This is a genomic window from Herpetosiphonaceae bacterium, from assembly GCA_036374795.1.
Lineage (GTDB): Bacteria > Chloroflexota > Chloroflexia > Chloroflexales > Kallotenuaceae > LB3-1.
In genome coordinates, this window is sequence record DASUTC010000003.1 from 1 (window position 1) to 15811 (window position 15811).

16 protein-coding genes are annotated in these 15811 nt (G+C 60.9%); 4 read left to right on the forward strand and 12 right to left on the reverse strand.

Annotated features, from left to right (window positions below; genetic code table 11):
- The first annotated feature begins 301 nt into the window (after positions 1-301).
- On the forward strand, positions 302-730 hold the full coding sequence (locus tag VFZ66_00115; GenBank protein HEX6287555.1) for a BlaI/MecI/CopY family transcriptional regulator: 429 nt from the start codon (positions 302-304) through the stop codon (positions 728-730).
- 235 nt (positions 731-965) lie between these two features.
- Here the strand turns inward: VFZ66_00115 and rimO are convergent, their stop codons facing one another.
- From rimO to speB, 6 genes are all read right to left on the reverse strand, one after another.
- Entirely contained in the window at positions 966-2408 is a 1443-nt protein-coding gene (gene rimO, locus VFZ66_00120; GenBank protein ID HEX6287556.1) for a 30S ribosomal protein S12 methylthiotransferase RimO, read from the reverse strand.
- Positions 2409-2526: 118 nt separating this feature from the next.
- A complete protein-coding gene (locus VFZ66_00125; GenBank protein HEX6287557.1) occupies positions 2527-3024 on the reverse strand; it encodes a YajQ family cyclic di-GMP-binding protein in 498 nt (165 codons plus the stop codon).
- Positions 3025-3894 (reverse strand): RodZ domain-containing protein, encoded by an 870-nt coding sequence (locus VFZ66_00130; GenBank protein HEX6287558.1) that lies wholly within the window; start codon positions 3892-3894, stop codon positions 3025-3027.
- A 75-nt stretch (positions 3895-3969) separates the two neighbouring features.
- Positions 3970-4413: a hypothetical protein gene (locus tag VFZ66_00135; protein HEX6287559.1), complete on the reverse strand. Its 444-nt coding sequence runs from the start codon at positions 4411-4413 to the stop codon at positions 3970-3972.
- Positions 4414-4461: 48 nt separating this feature from the next.
- Positions 4462-4866, reverse strand: coding sequence for a RusA family crossover junction endodeoxyribonuclease (locus VFZ66_00140; GenBank protein ID HEX6287560.1), 405 nt, complete (start codon positions 4864-4866; stop codon positions 4462-4464).
- A 113-nt stretch (positions 4867-4979) separates the two neighbouring features.
- A complete protein-coding gene (gene speB / locus VFZ66_00145) occupies positions 4980-5882 on the reverse strand; it encodes an agmatinase (protein ID HEX6287561.1) in 903 nt (300 codons plus the stop codon).
- A 104-nt stretch (positions 5883-5986) separates the two neighbouring features.
- Between speB and VFZ66_00150 the strand changes: the two genes are divergently transcribed.
- Entirely contained in the window at positions 5987-6205 is a 219-nt protein-coding gene (locus tag VFZ66_00150; GenBank protein HEX6287562.1) for a hypothetical protein, read from the forward strand.
- 51 nt (positions 6206-6256) lie between these two features.
- Here the strand turns inward: VFZ66_00150 and speY are convergent, their stop codons facing one another.
- From speY to VFZ66_00165, 3 genes are all read right to left on the reverse strand, one after another.
- Positions 6257-7408 carry a deoxyhypusine synthase gene (gene speY / locus VFZ66_00155; GenBank protein HEX6287563.1) on the reverse strand — a complete coding sequence of 384 codons (1152 nt, stop codon included), beginning with the start codon at positions 7406-7408 and terminating at the stop codon, positions 6257-6259.
- Positions 7409-7676: 268 nt separating this feature from the next.
- Positions 7677-8249: a hypothetical protein gene (locus VFZ66_00160; GenBank protein ID HEX6287564.1), complete on the reverse strand. Its 573-nt coding sequence runs from the start codon at positions 8247-8249 to the stop codon at positions 7677-7679.
- 240 nt (positions 8250-8489) lie between these two features.
- On the reverse strand, positions 8490-9077 hold the full coding sequence (locus VFZ66_00165) for a hypothetical protein (protein HEX6287565.1): 588 nt from the start codon (positions 9075-9077) through the stop codon (positions 8490-8492).
- A gap of 195 nt (positions 9078-9272) precedes the next feature.
- On the opposite strand from VFZ66_00165, the gene VFZ66_00170 reads away from it, so the two are divergent.
- On the forward strand, positions 9273-9965 hold the full coding sequence (locus VFZ66_00170; protein ID HEX6287566.1) for a hypothetical protein: 693 nt from the start codon (positions 9273-9275) through the stop codon (positions 9963-9965).
- A gap of 109 nt (positions 9966-10074) precedes the next feature.
- Here VFZ66_00170 and VFZ66_00175 read toward each other — a convergent pair whose 3' ends face one another.
- Together VFZ66_00175 and VFZ66_00180 are read right to left on the reverse strand one after the other, a co-directional pair.
- Positions 10075-11046, reverse strand: coding sequence for a hypothetical protein (locus tag VFZ66_00175; protein HEX6287567.1), 972 nt, complete (start codon positions 11044-11046; stop codon positions 10075-10077).
- A 219-nt stretch (positions 11047-11265) separates the two neighbouring features.
- Positions 11266-12366, reverse strand: coding sequence for an aminopeptidase (locus VFZ66_00180; protein HEX6287568.1), 1101 nt, complete (start codon positions 12364-12366; stop codon positions 11266-11268).
- 222 nt (positions 12367-12588) lie between these two features.
- Between VFZ66_00180 and VFZ66_00185 the strand changes: the two genes are divergently transcribed.
- A complete protein-coding gene (locus VFZ66_00185; protein HEX6287569.1) occupies positions 12589-13494 on the forward strand; it encodes a hypothetical protein in 906 nt (301 codons plus the stop codon).
- A 57-nt stretch (positions 13495-13551) separates the two neighbouring features.
- On the opposite strand, the gene VFZ66_00190 is transcribed toward VFZ66_00185, so the two are convergent.
- Positions 13552-15351 carry a response regulator gene (locus tag VFZ66_00190; protein HEX6287570.1) on the reverse strand — a complete coding sequence of 600 codons (1800 nt, stop codon included), beginning with the start codon at positions 15349-15351 and terminating at the stop codon, positions 13552-13554.
- Positions 15352-15811: the final 460 nt, after the last annotated feature.

The window sequence follows — 15811 nt, forward strand, 5'->3', positions numbered from 1 at the left end:
GCGGGCGAATCAGCTTGCCGCTGCTGGCGCTCGTCGGCTCGAAGCGCTCGTTCAGCCAGCCGAGATGATACTGCATCATGGCGTAGAACGGCTCGATGCCCGGCTGCGGCTCTGGAAAAACATCGCGCATCGCGGCGACGATACGCTCGTGGATATCTGGATGGTGCATAGCTGCTCCAAAAAAGAGGCTGGTACGGCTTGTAATGAGGCCGTAATCCCAACTGCTATACAGCAGACTACCCTGAGCGCTACACTACATGGTGCAACTCAAGAACGCTGCCTTTGAAAGGAGTCGCTGAATATGCCACGACAGCCTGAATTTCGCTTCAAGCCAGCCGCCGGTGGTCTGGTGAAGGTGTTGGGGCCACTCGAAACCAAGATTATGCAGATCGTGTGGCGCGAAAAATCGATCACCGTCAAACAGGTACACCGCAAGCTGCAAGATAGCCCTGAGAAGCCCGATATTGCCTATACGACCGTGATGACGACGATGACCCGCCTTGCCGATAAGGGCATTCTGGATCGCCGTCGCGATGGCCTGGCCTATGTGTATACTCCCGCCGTGACCAAAGATGACTTCGAGACGATGATGGTGCGGCGTGTCCTCGATGGGCTGATGGATGATTACGAAGACGAGACGATCGATTACTTGCTGGACTACCTGGCCCGCAACGATCCGAAGCGACTTCAAAAGATGCAGCGCGAGCTACAAATGCGCGCCGCGAGCTAGCTCTTTACGGACAGCGCCCCCTGAGTTGCATAGGAAACGGCAGTGCATCATGCACTGCCGTTTGCGCGCTAAGCGTTAAGTGCAGAGTCAAAGAGTCTGCTCGGAAAACAGGATGCGCGATTCTACATAAAAAAGGGAAATGATCGGGGGACGCACCCCCGGTCTGACGGCGCACGACGTGCATCATCAACATACCTCGGTTCTCTCTGGCCCTCACTCCTGGCATGCCGACGTATTAGGCCGCTGCTCGCGCCTCTGTCGGCTGCGGAACGATGCTGCCCCATAGATCGTACGCATTGGCATGCTCGATCATCACCTCGACGAACGAGCCTACCGGCGCTTCTCCAAACGCCCACACGAAATTATCGATCTCAGGCGCGTCGCGGAACGAGCGTCCGATCACGACCGGTCGGCCCTCCGCATCGCCGATGCCTTCGACCAGCACCCGCAGCGTTCGCCCGACCCAGCGCTGATTCTTGCGCAGCGAAACCTGCTGCTGTAGCTCGCTGGCCTGCTCGAAGCGGCGCTGCTTCACGCGCTCGCTGACCTGCCCGCCCAGAGTCGCGGCGTGGGTGCCTGGCTCGTTCGAGTACTTGAAGAAGCCCGCCCGATCAAACTCCATCTCGTCCAAAAACTCCAGCAGCGCATCGAACTCGTCGCGCGTCTCGCCCGGAAAGCCGACGATAAACGTCGTGCGGATCGCGATGTCGGGCACCAGCCCGCGCAGGTCGGCGATGATCTGTTTGGTCTTGGCGGTGTCCGGTGGGCGGCGCATACGGCGCAGCGTGTCGGGGTGGGCGTGCTGCAACGGCATGTCGAGATAACACGCGATTTGCGGATAGTCGGCGATGGCCTGCATCACGCCCGGCGTGATCGACGCGGGATAGGCGTACATCAGCCTGATCCAGCGATCGTCGGGCACGACCTGGCACAGCTCGCGCAGCAGCACCGCCAGCCCATCCTGCATCTTCAGGTCGCGGCCATAGTCGGTGAGATGCTGCGCGACGAGGATGATCTCGTTGGCTCCTGCCGCTACCAGCTCGCGGGCCTCGCCCAGGATCGCGCCCATCGCTTTGGAGCGCAGGTCGCCTTTGAACGACGGGATCGCGCAGAACGCGCAGCGCAGGTTACAGCCGTCCGAAATTTTGAGATAGGCCGACGGCCCGGTGATGTGGCGCTTGATCGGCGTGGTGCGCCAGTCGCCGTACGTTCCCAGCGTCGCCGGATCGGCCACCGTCTCGACGGTCACAGGTGCCAGCTCGATCAGCGGCTTGGCTGCTTTGGCGGGCGACGAAGCGGCTGGCATCAGCTCGATCAGACCGGCGCTGCGCTTGCTGGCGCTCGGCGCGATCACCTCGCCGATGCGCATCCACTCCTTGGTCGAGAGCGTCGCATCGATGCCCGGCACCTCGCGCGTCAGCTGCTCGCGGTGGCTTTCGGCCATGCAGCCCGCCGCCACAAGCCGCTGCCCGGGGCGCTTGGCCCGCGCCAGGCCCTGCAACACGCCGACAGTTTCGTCGCGCGCGGCCTGAATAAACGAGCAGGTGTTAACAATCACGACATCGGCCTGCTCAGGCGAGCCGACCGCGTTATGGCCCTGCGCGAGCAGTAGGCCGTGCATTCCTTCGCTGTCCACGTTATTCTTCGGACAGCCGAGTGTAATCAAATGGTATTTCATCGTTTGTATGCAGCCAGGCAGCTATGTGACGCTGGCATCAAACAGGGGCGCAATCGAGCCGCCCCCGCTAAGGTTTCCCATTGTAATTGTGACGATTCCTCGAATTGCTTTACGCACCTTAGCGATAATTGGTGAACTGGAGCGGCACCGGAAAATCATCCTGGCGCTCGCGCAGCGTCCGAATCACCGCTTGCAGCTCATCCCGACTCTTGCTGCCGACGCGCACCGCATCGCCCTGGATGCGCGCCTGCGCTTTGGGATGGCGCTCTTTGATCAGCTTTTGCAGCTTTTTCGCCAGCTCGTCGCTGATGCCCTGCCTGAGCGTGATCACCTGCTTGACGCGACCGCCGCTGACCTCCTGAATGTCGCCGTAGTCGAAGATCTTCAGCGACAGGCTGCGGCGCAGCGCTTTCGTCTCCAGAATATCGCGCACGGCGCTCAGGTGCATCTCCGACTCGGTGGTGAGCGTCAGCTCCTTGTCGCCCAGGTCGATCTCGGTTTTGCTGTCTTTGAGATCGTAGCGCGTGCGCACCTCGCGCTGGGTCTGATCAACAGCGTTGACGAGCTCCTGGCGATCGAACTCGGATACGATATCAAAGGTCGATTCGGCTGGCATCTATGGTCTACTCCCTGTTGGCTCTGGTGCTCTGATAGTCTCTTTAGCCGTACCGCCGCGCACGCTGCCCATCAGCCCGCGACTCTGGCCGTTGACGATCAGTTCGACGGCGGAGGCATCGCCGACATGCAAAAAGACCTCGCGCTGCGCTTGAAACGTTTTGCTGGCGTTGGCGAGCAGCGTGCCCGTGTAATCGGTCCTGCCGTCGACCGCCACCGTCATCCACGAGCCGCGCGCGGCGTTCGGCGCGATCCGCACCTCAACCACGAGCGGAGCCTGCACGCCTGGCGTCGGGCTGGCACCTGGGCTGGCTGCCGGGCTTGCCGCCGGGTTGGGCGATGAGGCTGGCAGCGCCGGATCGGCTGTCGGCGTGGCAGCGGGTGGCAGCGGGCTTGGCGGCGTGCCCGACGGCTGGAACGTAGCGGTAGGAAACTGGGTAGCCGTGGGCACCGCAGGCGTCACGGTTGGGCCAAGCGTAATCGTGGTCGGTCGCATCAGCCCGGCTGCCTGCGCTACCAGATAGAGCACGCCAAGCAGCACCAGAATAGCAAAGAACGAGACGAACGCGCTTGGTATCAGGCACGAGCGCGTACGCGGCGGTACCGCTGCGGGCACGACCTTAATGCGATCGGTGGGCGCACCCCGCTCACGACGGTACAGCAAGATCAGCTCGTCGGCGGGCAAATCCAGGAACTGTGCGTAGTTCCGTATAAACCCACGGGCATACACATCGCCCGGCAATTGATTGAAATCGCCTTCTTCGAGCGCCTGTAAGTACCGCAACAAGATGCGGGTACTTGCCGAGGCTTCGTTTAGCGTGATCCCACGCGCTTCACGAGCTTCGCGAAACCGCGCGCCTAGTTGGCTCATACAACATTCAACCTTATGGTCATCGGGCTGTATTATACACGATCTGGTATCTCTGGGACCGTTGGGGGAGTGATCCTAGAGGATAGTATGCCATACGAAAAAGCCGATACCGGCGGTGAGGGCCAGGACGAAGAGGGTAAGCGCCAGTAGCAGATAGTGCCCTCGCCAGCTCTGACCACCGTACTCGTGATGGTGCAGATGCGAGCGCAGCAGCAGCCGTTGCTCGCGATAGCGGCTACGAACGAATTGGCCGATCCGCCGCGTCTGCTGGTGATTGGCCTGGCTCCAACGGCGGAGAATCAGGCGAATGCCGATCGCAATACGGCGCAGCGTTGGGTCGTGCGGCCCGAGCAGCACGACCCCCAGCGCAAAAAAGACGACGCCAGGCAGAACCGGCAGCATCACGCCAAGCAGGCCGAGCGCAATCGTGCTCCAGCCCATGATCCGGCGGATCATCGAGCGCGGTATGTGACGGCGGTGCATCCGTCGGCGCATATGAATGTGTCGATTCTGGCTCATGCTCTTATATTGTACCAATCATCAGGCCGCCGTGTTCTGATAGGCTGCTTATAGCACCTGCCGCTCCTCGTCGAAGTCCCAGGTTTGGAGCGCCTCCAGCTCAACCTCGATGCGCGGATGCAGCGGATCGATGCGCTTCACAAGATGAATATCGACCACGCGCCGGTCGTCGATGCCGAGCGACTGGCAGATCACGTCCTGGGCGATCTTGAGCCCGCCGTCGAGGTCGCGGCGCAGCGGCGTCTCGAAGTAAAAATCGATGAACAGCGCCAGGTAGCCCTCTTGCAAGGCCGCGCTGAACGCATCCGGCAGCACCAGCCGGTCGAGGACCTGCCGCGCCTGGGTTTTCCAGCGCTGCGCCGGGCGGCTCAACACCCGCCGCCCGTTGACGGTCGCGTACTGGTTGTTGACGCTCGGCGGCAGCGGTAGCGCAAAATGAACGATCTCAGCCATAACTCCCATGCACCTACTGAGCAAACCGGATGCCAGAAGATACGCGCTACGAAAGAACAAAGAACAAAGAACAAGGGAAATCTTGAGCTTTGAACTTCCCGACCGTGCAGCGCTTAGCGGCCCAGCTCTTTCGCCAGCAGAATGTTCATCACCTTGTAGGTCAGCTTCGCGGCCAGATAATCGGGCGCTTGCATGCCCGGAATCGGCGCTAGCTCCATCACATCGAAGGCCAGCACGCGCCCGGCGTTGGCCGCGACAATCCGCACCGCCTCCAGCACCTCGTTCCAGGTCATGCCGTCCGGCTCCGGCGTGCCCGTCGCAGGCATCAGCGCGGCGTCCAGACAGTCGATGTCGATCGTCAGGAAGACCTGCCGACCGCGCACGAACTCGGCCAGCCGCTCACGATGCTTGCCCGCGTGAATATCCTCGGCAAAAAACGTCTCGACGTTGTCGGGCTGTGTGGCAATAAACTCGGCCTCGTCGCCGCTCAGCGAGCGGATGCCAAGCTGAAGCACCGGCCCGCCGCCATTGTCGATCACCCGGCGCATCGCGGACGCATGCGAGAAGGGCGTGCCCTCGTACTCGTCGCGCAGATCGGCGTGGGCATCGAGCTGCACCGTTACGAAGTCGCCAAAGACCTGATGCAGGCCGCGCGCCACGGAGCCGCTGATCGAGTGCTCGCCGCCGATCACACACAGCAGCGCCTCGCCCGCGTAGGCCGCGACCGCCGCCGCGATCTCGGCGTGCGCTGTCTGCGGATCGCGGTAGTTCGGCGCGAGCGACGGCAGCGTATGCACGCCGTACGTCAGGGCAGGCTCGGAGCCAAACTCGCGGTCGTACAGCTCCACCTGCTGCGACGCGACCAGCAGCGCGTAGGGGCCGTTGCGCGTTCCCTGGCCGTAGCTGGTGGTCAGCTCGTAAGGCACCGGCAGCAGGATCACCCGGCTGCTTTCGCGGGCACAATGCTCTTCGGGCAGGCCCAGGAAATTGAGCGGCGGTAGAAATTCATAGCTCATACACGATCCTCTCGTCACTACCGGATCGAGCGCGTCAGGTCTTCGGTAACGCGCTACAATCTAGGTGATGCAATTGATGCTCAAGCTGAAACGGGAGTCGTCCAATGCCACAAGATAAGAAGCGGGTATATCGTCAGCAAATGCTCGGCGAGCGCCGTCATCTCCAGAGAGCGCTCGACCTGCTCGAAAAAGGCGAGCCAATCGCCGACGCGGAACAGCCCAGGAGTCGCGACGGACAGCCGCTGACGATCGAGCAGATCCGCGAGCGCATCCGCGATCTGGAGCGCCAGCTCCACATCAAGCCAGCCGACGCGGAGGCCTAAGCTCGCCTGCGGTGGGGCTGAGGCGCGTCTGCTTCAGTCCCACGCTGTCGCCTAGCCTTCGGGATGCGGATGTGAGCGTCCGACAGCGGTGCCGCCTGTCTCGCTTGGCGCTAGATCGGCGATGTCGTCGGGCGGCGCGTGCTGCTCGTAGGATTCCTTGAGCCGTCCCATCAGCTCCTCGCGCCGATCGTAGAGCCGCTTGAGCGGACGCTGCTGGCATACGTCGAGGACATACGCGGCCACGATCGGCATCGCGATCGTCGAGTCGGTGTAGCACACGATCGTATCCGGCAACTGGTCGGGATCGACCTTGCCCCAGGTCATGGCCTCGCTCGGCGTCGCGCCCGACAGGCCGCCGGTATCAGCGCGCGCATCGGTGAACTGGATAAAGTAGTCGTGGCCTTTTTCGGGAATGCCCATGATCTCCTGAATCTGCGGCTCGGTCTGAAGAATAAAATTCTTGGGCGAGCCGCCGCCGAAGATCACCACCGCCGACTGGCCGCCGGTGTGCTTGGCGCTATAGACAATCGCCGTCGTCTCGTTCACATCGGCCTCGACATCGAAGCGTAGGTCGGAGCCTGCCAGGCGCATCGCGGCGATATTCATGCCGATCGTCGAGTCGCCCGGCGACGAGGTGTAGATCGGCACGCCCGCCTCGTAGGCCGCGCCCAGCACCGAGCGGTAGCTGGTGCCCAGGATCTTCTCGCGCTCGCGGACGTACTTGCCCAGGTTATAGTGCAGCTCGGCGGTGCTCATGGTGCGCTGAAATTCGGGCGCTTTAAGCACCTGGCGCAAGAACGCATCCGACTTAAGCAGCACGTCCTGATCGAACAAAATATCATAGATACGGATGATATGCCGCTCGCGCAGATCGAGATCGTTGACGTTGGGCGATGTGCCAAAGAGTTCAAAGCCGAGCGAGCGATGAATATCGTGGTAGAGATTCGCGCCCGTCGAGACGATCCAGTCGATGTGGCCCGCCTCGATCAGCGGCACCAGCGACGAGTAGCCCAGCCCGGTGGGCGTGAGCGCGCCCGAAAGCGTGACGCCGACGGTCGTATCCGCGCTGAGGATACGTTGCGCTAGCAGGTGACACGCCTCGCGCAGGCGGGCCGCATTGTAGGCAAAAAAATGTCCGTCGACCAGCTCTCGCACCGACGTGCCGCCTGCGAGCGGCTGTGGATCGAGCTTCCGTCCGTACATATCCATTCCCTCCGTATAACCAGGCGTCCATCCTAGCCCAGCGCCTCGATCGGCCTGCTCGCTGAGCAGACGGATGCGTCGCGCCGATGTGTGTGCTTGCACCGCGCCCATGATAGCATCATCTGCGCGCGGCACTGCATCGTCAGCAGGAATGCAGCCATGCGTGGCGGAGGGCGGAAACGTTGAACCGGCTATCAGCCCTGATAGCCGGTCCAACCGCTGGGGGTGGAGGGTGGAGGTACGAGTCTTTAGGCATCAAGCGCGCTCGTCACTCGGCAGAAGTATCGCCGGATGACCACACAGCTTCAACAGTTCGGCGCAGCGGCACACAGCCGACGATCAGCGCCGCTGTAACGTCGGCCAGCGCTTGCGGAGGCTGGTTCTGTCCAAGCAGCCAGAGCACAAGCGGGATCAGCAGCACCAGCACGCCGATGAGCGCCAGGATCGGCCAGGAAATGCGGCGCGCACGGACGCCGGTGGGAGCAAAGCGGGGCTGCGCTAAGCGGCTAGCCGGTGAGGTCGGGGTAGGTGTCGTCTCGGCGATGAGCTGCTGCTGAACGGCGGAGGCAGCGAATGCCTGAGATGCTGCCTGGACGACTCCTTGCTCTTCGAGCGCGCGCAGCGCAGCCTGAGCGCGGTGATCGTCGGGGTTCAACGCCAGCGCCTGTTGGAGACATGCCCGTTTTTGCGTAGGATCATCCTGGGCAGCGGCCAGCCAGAGCCAGCCCTCGGATTTGAGCGGCTCGGCTTGCGTACACTGCTGGAGCAGCGCGCGGGCTGTTTCACGATCGCCATTGCGTAACGCCTGAATTGCTCGTTCTAGCGATGGATCGGTGGACATAATACGCTCCCAACAATACCTGAACGGCTGCGGCGGCGATGCGCTCAGCGGCATCGTCCAGACCATCGTGCAGCCTCAACCAACGCAATCGGTACGGCTGAATCCAGTGTAAAGTAGACCGGGAGCGTCCGCACGCGGCGGAAGTCCAGCGTGATGATAGACGATGTGCTTGTGGAGAGTAGGACAGTACGGCGATGCGTAGTAGGCGATGCTGCCGGGCCATACAACGCGATCTGGTGATTAGGGAAGAACCTCGTGCTCGTAGGCGATCACCATCGCGTGTAGCCAGCACCAGACATCGCTCAGTAGTTGCAGCAGCCGCGCGCGGGCAGCGGGCGGCCAGCCAGGGCAGAGCAGATCGGCATCTTGGAGCGTTACTTCGAGGAGCTGAATCAGCACCATAGCGTGCGTGCGCGGCTGGAGCCAGAGCATGCCGCCGCTCTCAACCTGCTCAAGGTAATCTGGATGCCACACGCCCGGCCACGGCAGATCGCCGAGCTGGCTCACGATTGCTTCGGCAACGTCGGGATAGAACGGCAGATCGCGCATGCGCCCGGCGCGATCGTTGGCTTTGAGCCAGGCGATCATCACGCGCAGCGCGGCAAGCTCAGCGCCGCTCAGGTACAGCTCGCAGGTGTTGGCAAGGTGCTCGTAGGGGAGGACATGCAGGCCGGGCTGGGGATCGTCGGCCAGACAATCGAGTTCGGCGCGCAGCACATCCCAGGCGTGAAGCTGCTGATCGAGCGTCGTCAACGGCAGGCCACTCAGTGTTTCCCAGGCTAATCGCGCTTCCTCGGATAATTCGCTGTAAGCAACATGATGTTCCATACTCAACCTCGATCCGTCTGTTCTGTCGCTGTTTTAGCTGGAATGTGTGCTGCTCTATAATACTATCAATGCGCGTTGGTCAGATTCGTCATCGCCGGTTGGTGGCGGAGGGCAACCTTCGCCCGCGTGATGTATGGTATCCTTCGGCCTGCATGTTGTCGGCAGATCACCATTCTCTGAAAGTAAGCTATGCACATGGTATCTCGATTCGATTCTCCAGGTCGCTGGCTCGTACACCTTGTAGTGATTGCGCTGTTGCTGAGTAGCTGCGGATCAGCGGCCCGGCCAGCGCCAGCAGCGACAATCGCGGCAGGACCGCTGCCCGCCGATTGGCAGCGCGTCGATCTACCGCAGTTGTCGCTCGCGCTGCCACCAGAGTGGGCCGTTACCGATGCCGCCGATGTCGATCTGAGCAGTGCCGTCACCGAGATGGCGGGGCAGAATCCTCAACTCAAGACAGCGCTGGAACAGGGCCGTGCAGCGTTGACCTCCGGCCAGGTACAGCTCATCGCGTACGATCTCGACCCGGCGCGGATCGGCGAGAGCGGCTTCCCGACGAACGTTCGGCTTGGCCGTCACGTCTTTCCAGATGCGCCAGCGCCCGAAACAGTTGCAGATGTCAATGAGCAAGATTTACGCCAGACACCCGGCTTTAGTGAGGTCCAGCGCGCATCTGTCGCTATTGGCGATCTCACGGCTACACGCCTGACCTCGAAGCTGCAAATCAACGACGTTGCGGGACAGCCGCTTGCGCTCGCCTTAGAGCAGTATCTACTGATCAACGGCAACGACCTCTACGTGCTGACCTTTACCACGCCAACTGATCGTCAGCAGAGCTACCGCGCGGTGTTCGATCAGATCCTTGGTACCGTCCGCGTCGAGTCTTAATCTTAGTACAAGTGTTCTAAAATTGCAAGCTGACTGACCAAGCGAGATGTGCTTGATGTGGCGCGAGGAAGCTCTCTGAGGAGCCTCGCGCCGCGAGATCGCGACCGGTTTAGGGCAGCTTGATGCTCGAAACGGTGAACGGCAGGTCAGGCGTGAGGCCGGGACCACGCCGATCGAACTGTGAGTTGACGACCAGCAGCCGCCCGCGCGCCTCGGCGATCGTGGTGGGGAAGGCGAACGATGAATCCGTGGTGCTGGAGACGACGCTGCCGCGCGACAGATCGCCGGAGAGCCGAATCTCGACGATCAGCTCCTGGCGGTTACGGACGACATAGAGCCTGTGGCCTTTGAGCAAAATACCATCGCCGTTCGTGACGGTCGCGCCGCCGAGATCGATCTCAGTAACCTCTCTGGTAGCGATCTCGATGCGGAAGAGCTTGCCCGTGTTCGATTGCACGACGACGAGGTACTTGCCGTTGGCGCTGGCGGCGATGCCGTTGGCGTTAAAGCCCGGCTGATAGACGAAGGGCGTTCCAGTGAAGTCGAGCCAGGTCTGGAACTCGAACTGGCCCTGCTCGTTCTGGGCCACCCGGTACAAGAACGGGTTGATCGAGTCGGTGAAGTAGGCGACGCCGTCTTTGGCGATCGCCAGATCGTTGATGAAGGTTGCGGTGAGATTATTGTCGAACGCGGCAAGCAGCGCTCCGGTAGCGGTATCGTAGACAAAGACCTTGCCGGTATTGCCGCCAGCGATGAACAGCCGCCCCTGGTCATCGACCTTCAGGCCAACTGCCGCCGTGCGCCCATCGGTATTGCCCGGCAGGAATATCTCGGTCAGCGGCTCGCGAACGTTGCCCCGGAAGATCGCGCCGTTGGTGGTGCTGCTCACGAAAAAGTCGCCGCTGGCGCGGTCGAAGGCGACACCTTCGGGAAACACGGCAGCGCCGGGCAGGATGTATTGCGTGGGACGAGGATCTGTAAGTGGTCGGTCGGTCGGCGCGGCACCTGCCTGCTGGGGAGCGAATGCGGCGAGCGCTACGATCAGCATTGCGACGAGCGATACCACCTTGAATCGCATCATGCGTCATCCTCCTTATCGCGCGAATAGCTCTTCGTTTTAGTATACGAAGATTCTCACGCTTTGATCTTTACAAAGATCAGACAGTCGCGGGCACATGCGCTGACCGCGCCTGGCATCTGGCCGCATTGCGGTCTGGTGGAGGACGCAAAGAACACGTAACAGGGACGACACTCTGCCGTCTCTGTTACGTGTTGCCGGTTGGCTGCGGTTGGGCTGGGCCTAGATGATGAACTTACCGGCCTGGTAGCACAGCTCGCCATCGGCATAGACCTCGCCCTGGTGCAGATCGCAGACCATATCCCAATGGAGGCCGGATTGGTTCTTCGCGCCCGTCTCAGGGTAGGATGCGCCTAAGGCCATATGCATCGTTCCGCCGATCTTTTCATCGAACAAAATATTGCGGGTGAAGCGCTCGATACCATAGTTGAGGCCGAACGCCGCCTCACCAAGAATGCGCGCCCCGGCATCCATGTTCAGCATCGTCTCCAGAAACTCCTGGCCGCGCGCTGCGGTCGCCTCGACGACCTTGCCGTCCTTGAAGGTCAGGCGGACATCTTCGGCCTCACGACCGTTATAGACCGATGGATAGGTGAAGCGCACGTGCCCATTCACCGAATCTTCGAGCGGGCCAGTGAAGACCTCGCCATCGGGGAAATTCTCTTTGCCGTCGCAGTTGATCCAGGTCCGGCCTTCGCAGCGATACTCGATGTCGGTATCGGGCGCGACAATGCGGATGTGCTTGCACGTGTTGAGGAAATCGACGATGTGCTGCTGCTGGTCATGCACGCGCCGCCAGGCCGCGATCGGATCTGCCTCGTGGAGCAGGCCAGCGCCGTACACGAAATCCTGGTAGTCTCTCAGCGACATATTCGCGTCCTGGGCGTGCGACTCAGTGGGATAGAGCGTGCCGCTCCAGCGGAGCTTACCTTCGCCATAGCGCTGCATCATCCGCTGGGTAGCGGGTGAGAGCGTCTTTTTTCGCAGCGCCAGACGCTCTGGATCGATCTGGCTAAACTGCTTGGTGTTGGACTCGCTCCAGATCGAGAGCAGCGTGTCGGCCTCTTCCACCTCGCGCATCAACTGGGGCGCGAAGAACTTGAGCTGTTCGAGCGATCCCTCCTTGAGCAGCAGCTCTTCAAAGTTGGGATCGGTGATGCGATACGTGACGAACGCGCCGGAGCGAACTGCTTCGCTATAGACCTCGTACAGCAGCGGCAGCGCATTGGCTGGTCCGCGCAGGGCAAGCTTATCGCCCGCCTTGACGGATAGCGAGTACTGAACCAGGACCTGTGCTAACTTTTGGACGCGCGGATCTGGCATACGGCTTTCCTTTGATGCTATCCAATGATCGGAAGAAGACCGGATCTGCTTGATTGACATATGCGCAAGAGAGGCATACAATCAGCCCCCGCTATGCGCGTCATCCCCGACATCTGTCTGTGCGGGATCGCGCAAGAGTCAGAGCGTTCGAGATCTCCATCATACCGTACCATGAAGCTCCATGCACGGCAATGATGGAATACTTGTCATCTTAGGAGGTCTATGCGCGGTCCCCGTTTTGACCGGATTGTACCGCTGGTAACGCTGGTGCTGGTTGGTCTGGGCGTTGTTTTTCTCCTTGAGCTGAACACCGAGCTGCTGGTGGTGAACGTGGGCGGGAGTCTGCCATCCTTCTCGGTCGCCTGGGCGCTGATCAGTGTGCTGGCGCTGGTGACAGGGATCGGCGTCGAGCTGATCGCGCGCGCGCACTCGCGCATCTACACATCGGGCTGGATGACAACCGTCGCGCTCGGCCAGCGGCGGCTTGAGCTGGCGCTACCGCTATGGATCGTTCCGGCGCTCACGCCGATCGCCATGTTTGCATTCTTTCGGCTGTTCAAAGGAGGGCTACAAACTAACGCCTACCTGCTGGTGCTGGTCGCTACCGCCGTGCTGCTGCTGCTGGTGCTGACGGCGCAGCACTACCTGATCGAAGGCGACGAGTCGGCGCGCAAGATCGCGCGGAATGTGCAGAGCGTAGTCGCCTATGTGCTGATCTTCGCGATCTTTAGCGTGATTACCTTCAATCGCTACCGCACGCTGTACGCGCTGCTGCTGGTATTTCCTTCGACGCTGCTGCTGGCCGCCGATCTGCTGCGCAATCGTGTTCCGGCGCTGTGGCTGGCCGCATCTGGAATCGCGCTGGTGCTGATCGAGAGCTACTGGGCGCTTAACTACTGGCCCGCCTCATTCTGGCTCAACAGCGCGGCATTGCTGGTCATCTTTTATGTGCTGGTCGGTTTGGTGCAGGGAGCGAGTGAGGCCGCGCACGAGCGAGCGCCGGAGCAGGCGGGTCTGACGCGCCGGGTTTTATGGGAATATGGCCTGCTGGGCACAGGCGCCTTGATCGCGCTGGCGATTGCAACGGCAGTGCTGCGCTCACAGAATATCGATCTGCGCGGCCCCTAGTTTCGCGCTCCAAGTTCCATGTTGCCTGCCCCTGGTTCTCGGTTCTTTACGCGCTGCTCATGCCACGCGGGCTTCTTTGACGACGGCGCGGATGTCGTCGAGCGAAAAGGGCTTCTCAACAATCGCGGTGACGCCTGCCTCACGCACCTTCTCTAGCTGCCGTGGGTCGATATGTCCGGTAATCACCACCGGCTTAACCCACGGCATGCGCTGCCGCACCTGCGACAGCAAGGTCAGCCCATCCATCTCCGGCATCGTCAGATCGGCAAAGATCAAGTCTACCGGCTCGCGTTTGAGCGCCTCCAGCGCCTTGCGCGGCTCGGTGAACCAGTGGGCGATATGCCCCTCTTGCGTCAACATGCCATGGAGCGCCTTGGCAATCAGCGGCTCGTCGTCGACCACAATCATATGCAGCGGGGTTTGATCCGGCTCCTCGGCGGGCGATGGTGTAGTTCGGCCTGGATCGATCGGCAGGCGGATCGTCATGATCGTGCCGCCGCTCTCGCGGTCGTTGAGCGTGATCGAGCCGCCGTGCTCGGTTATGACGCCGTAGGAGATCGCCAGGCCCAGGCCGGTGCCACCGTGGAGCTTGCCGTTGTGGCCCGTCTTGGTGCTGACAAACGGCTCGAAAATTTTGTCGCGGATATGCGCAGGCACGCCGCTGCCCGTATCGCTGACCGACAGCACGGCGTAGCCATCCTGCTCGTAGAGGTCGATCGTCAGCGTACCGCCGTCGGGATACATCGCATCGATGGCGTTGGTCATCAGGTTGAGCATGACCTGGGATAGCATGCCGACGTCGCAGTGCAAGAGCGGCACCGGCGCGAGGTTACGCACCACCTCGATATTCGCCCGGCGAAACTCGGCCTGAAGCATCAGCATCACCGGCTCGATCGCGCTGTTGATGTCGGCAAGCTCACGTTTCGGCTCCAGCCGCCGCGCGAAAGTCAGCAGGCCACGGGTGATACTGCTACCCTGCTGCGCGGCCTGCGCCACAGTATCGAGCGCGGATCGCTGCTCCTCCGGGGTGTTGGTGATCAGGGCAAGCTGGGCAATGCCGCTGATACCGGCAAGCAGGTTGTTGAACTCGTGGGCCACGCCCGCCGACAACGTGCCGATCGCGGCGAGACGCTCGGATTGAACGACACGTCCCTGAGAGGATTTGAGGTGCGCGATCAGCCGGGCCTGGTAGATCGCAAGCGCGGCCTGGGCGGCAAAAGTCTCAAGCAGGCGAATATCGGGATCGGCCCAGGCAAAGTGGGAGGCGCTCAGCAGCACCAGACATCCGACCATATCGTCGGGCGTGACGAGCGGGACGAGCAAGACGGGGTGCCCATCGGTGGTCTGCGTGACATACTCCTGATCGAGCTGGACGATGTGCCGATGCGCACAGACCATGCGCAGCTTCTCGCTCCACTCGCCGATCGGCAGCGTCGGGCCGGTGCGTCCGCGCGTGACAATTTCGTCAGCCTCGCCTATCTCACCCCAGACCAGCACGCTGGCCTGGCGGATCGGAAAGACCTCCATCAGGTGCTTAAGCAGCGTATCAAGCTGGGTATGCACATCCGCAGCCGAGAGCAGAATCGTCGTCGCTTCCTGAACCTGGCGCTGCTGGTGAGCCAGACGCGCTGTAGCCTCCTGCTCCTTGAGAAGATTGGCATGAACCGCAAACGAGCGATGCAGCGCAAGCAGCGGGATCAGCCCAACCACAAACAAGCCCGCGTTCTCGTTCCCAAGCCAGGCTAAAATCAGGCCATACGGCAGTAATGCTAGATCGAAAAAGTTAAAAACATTGAGCGTTTCGCCCCAGAGAGTCCTGAGCTTTTGCTCTTTGACCAGCACGAAAAGCACGCCCATCAAGCCTGTTGATAGCGCAAGATATACGGCGAAGACGGATAGGATTTTGATTATATTGGAAAATTGGGTGTCTGTTTCGGTTTCCAGTAATGATGCGCCGCCAAAGCTGTGGATCAAAATCGACATGATTCCAAAGACAATGGCCTGGAACCCTATGTTAAACAACGTTTTGGGTAGCGGCTTTTTATGCATGATGCCGTATAGTGTCGGCGCAACGATAGCGATACCGATGACGGCAAATGGTTGAAAGATAAATGCTGCGGCAACAAGAATTGCTGTACTTATATTTTGTACAAGTATTTTTCCATAGAAAATAGGATTGAACTCTACCGCGATAGTGATCAGAATGAAGGTGATAAAAAAGAGCACACCTTTATTAGATCTATCATTTTCATCGGGGAAGTAAATTGTGGTGTAAAAGCTGATAGCAAGGATGGTAAGCGCACAGCCATAGATGAGA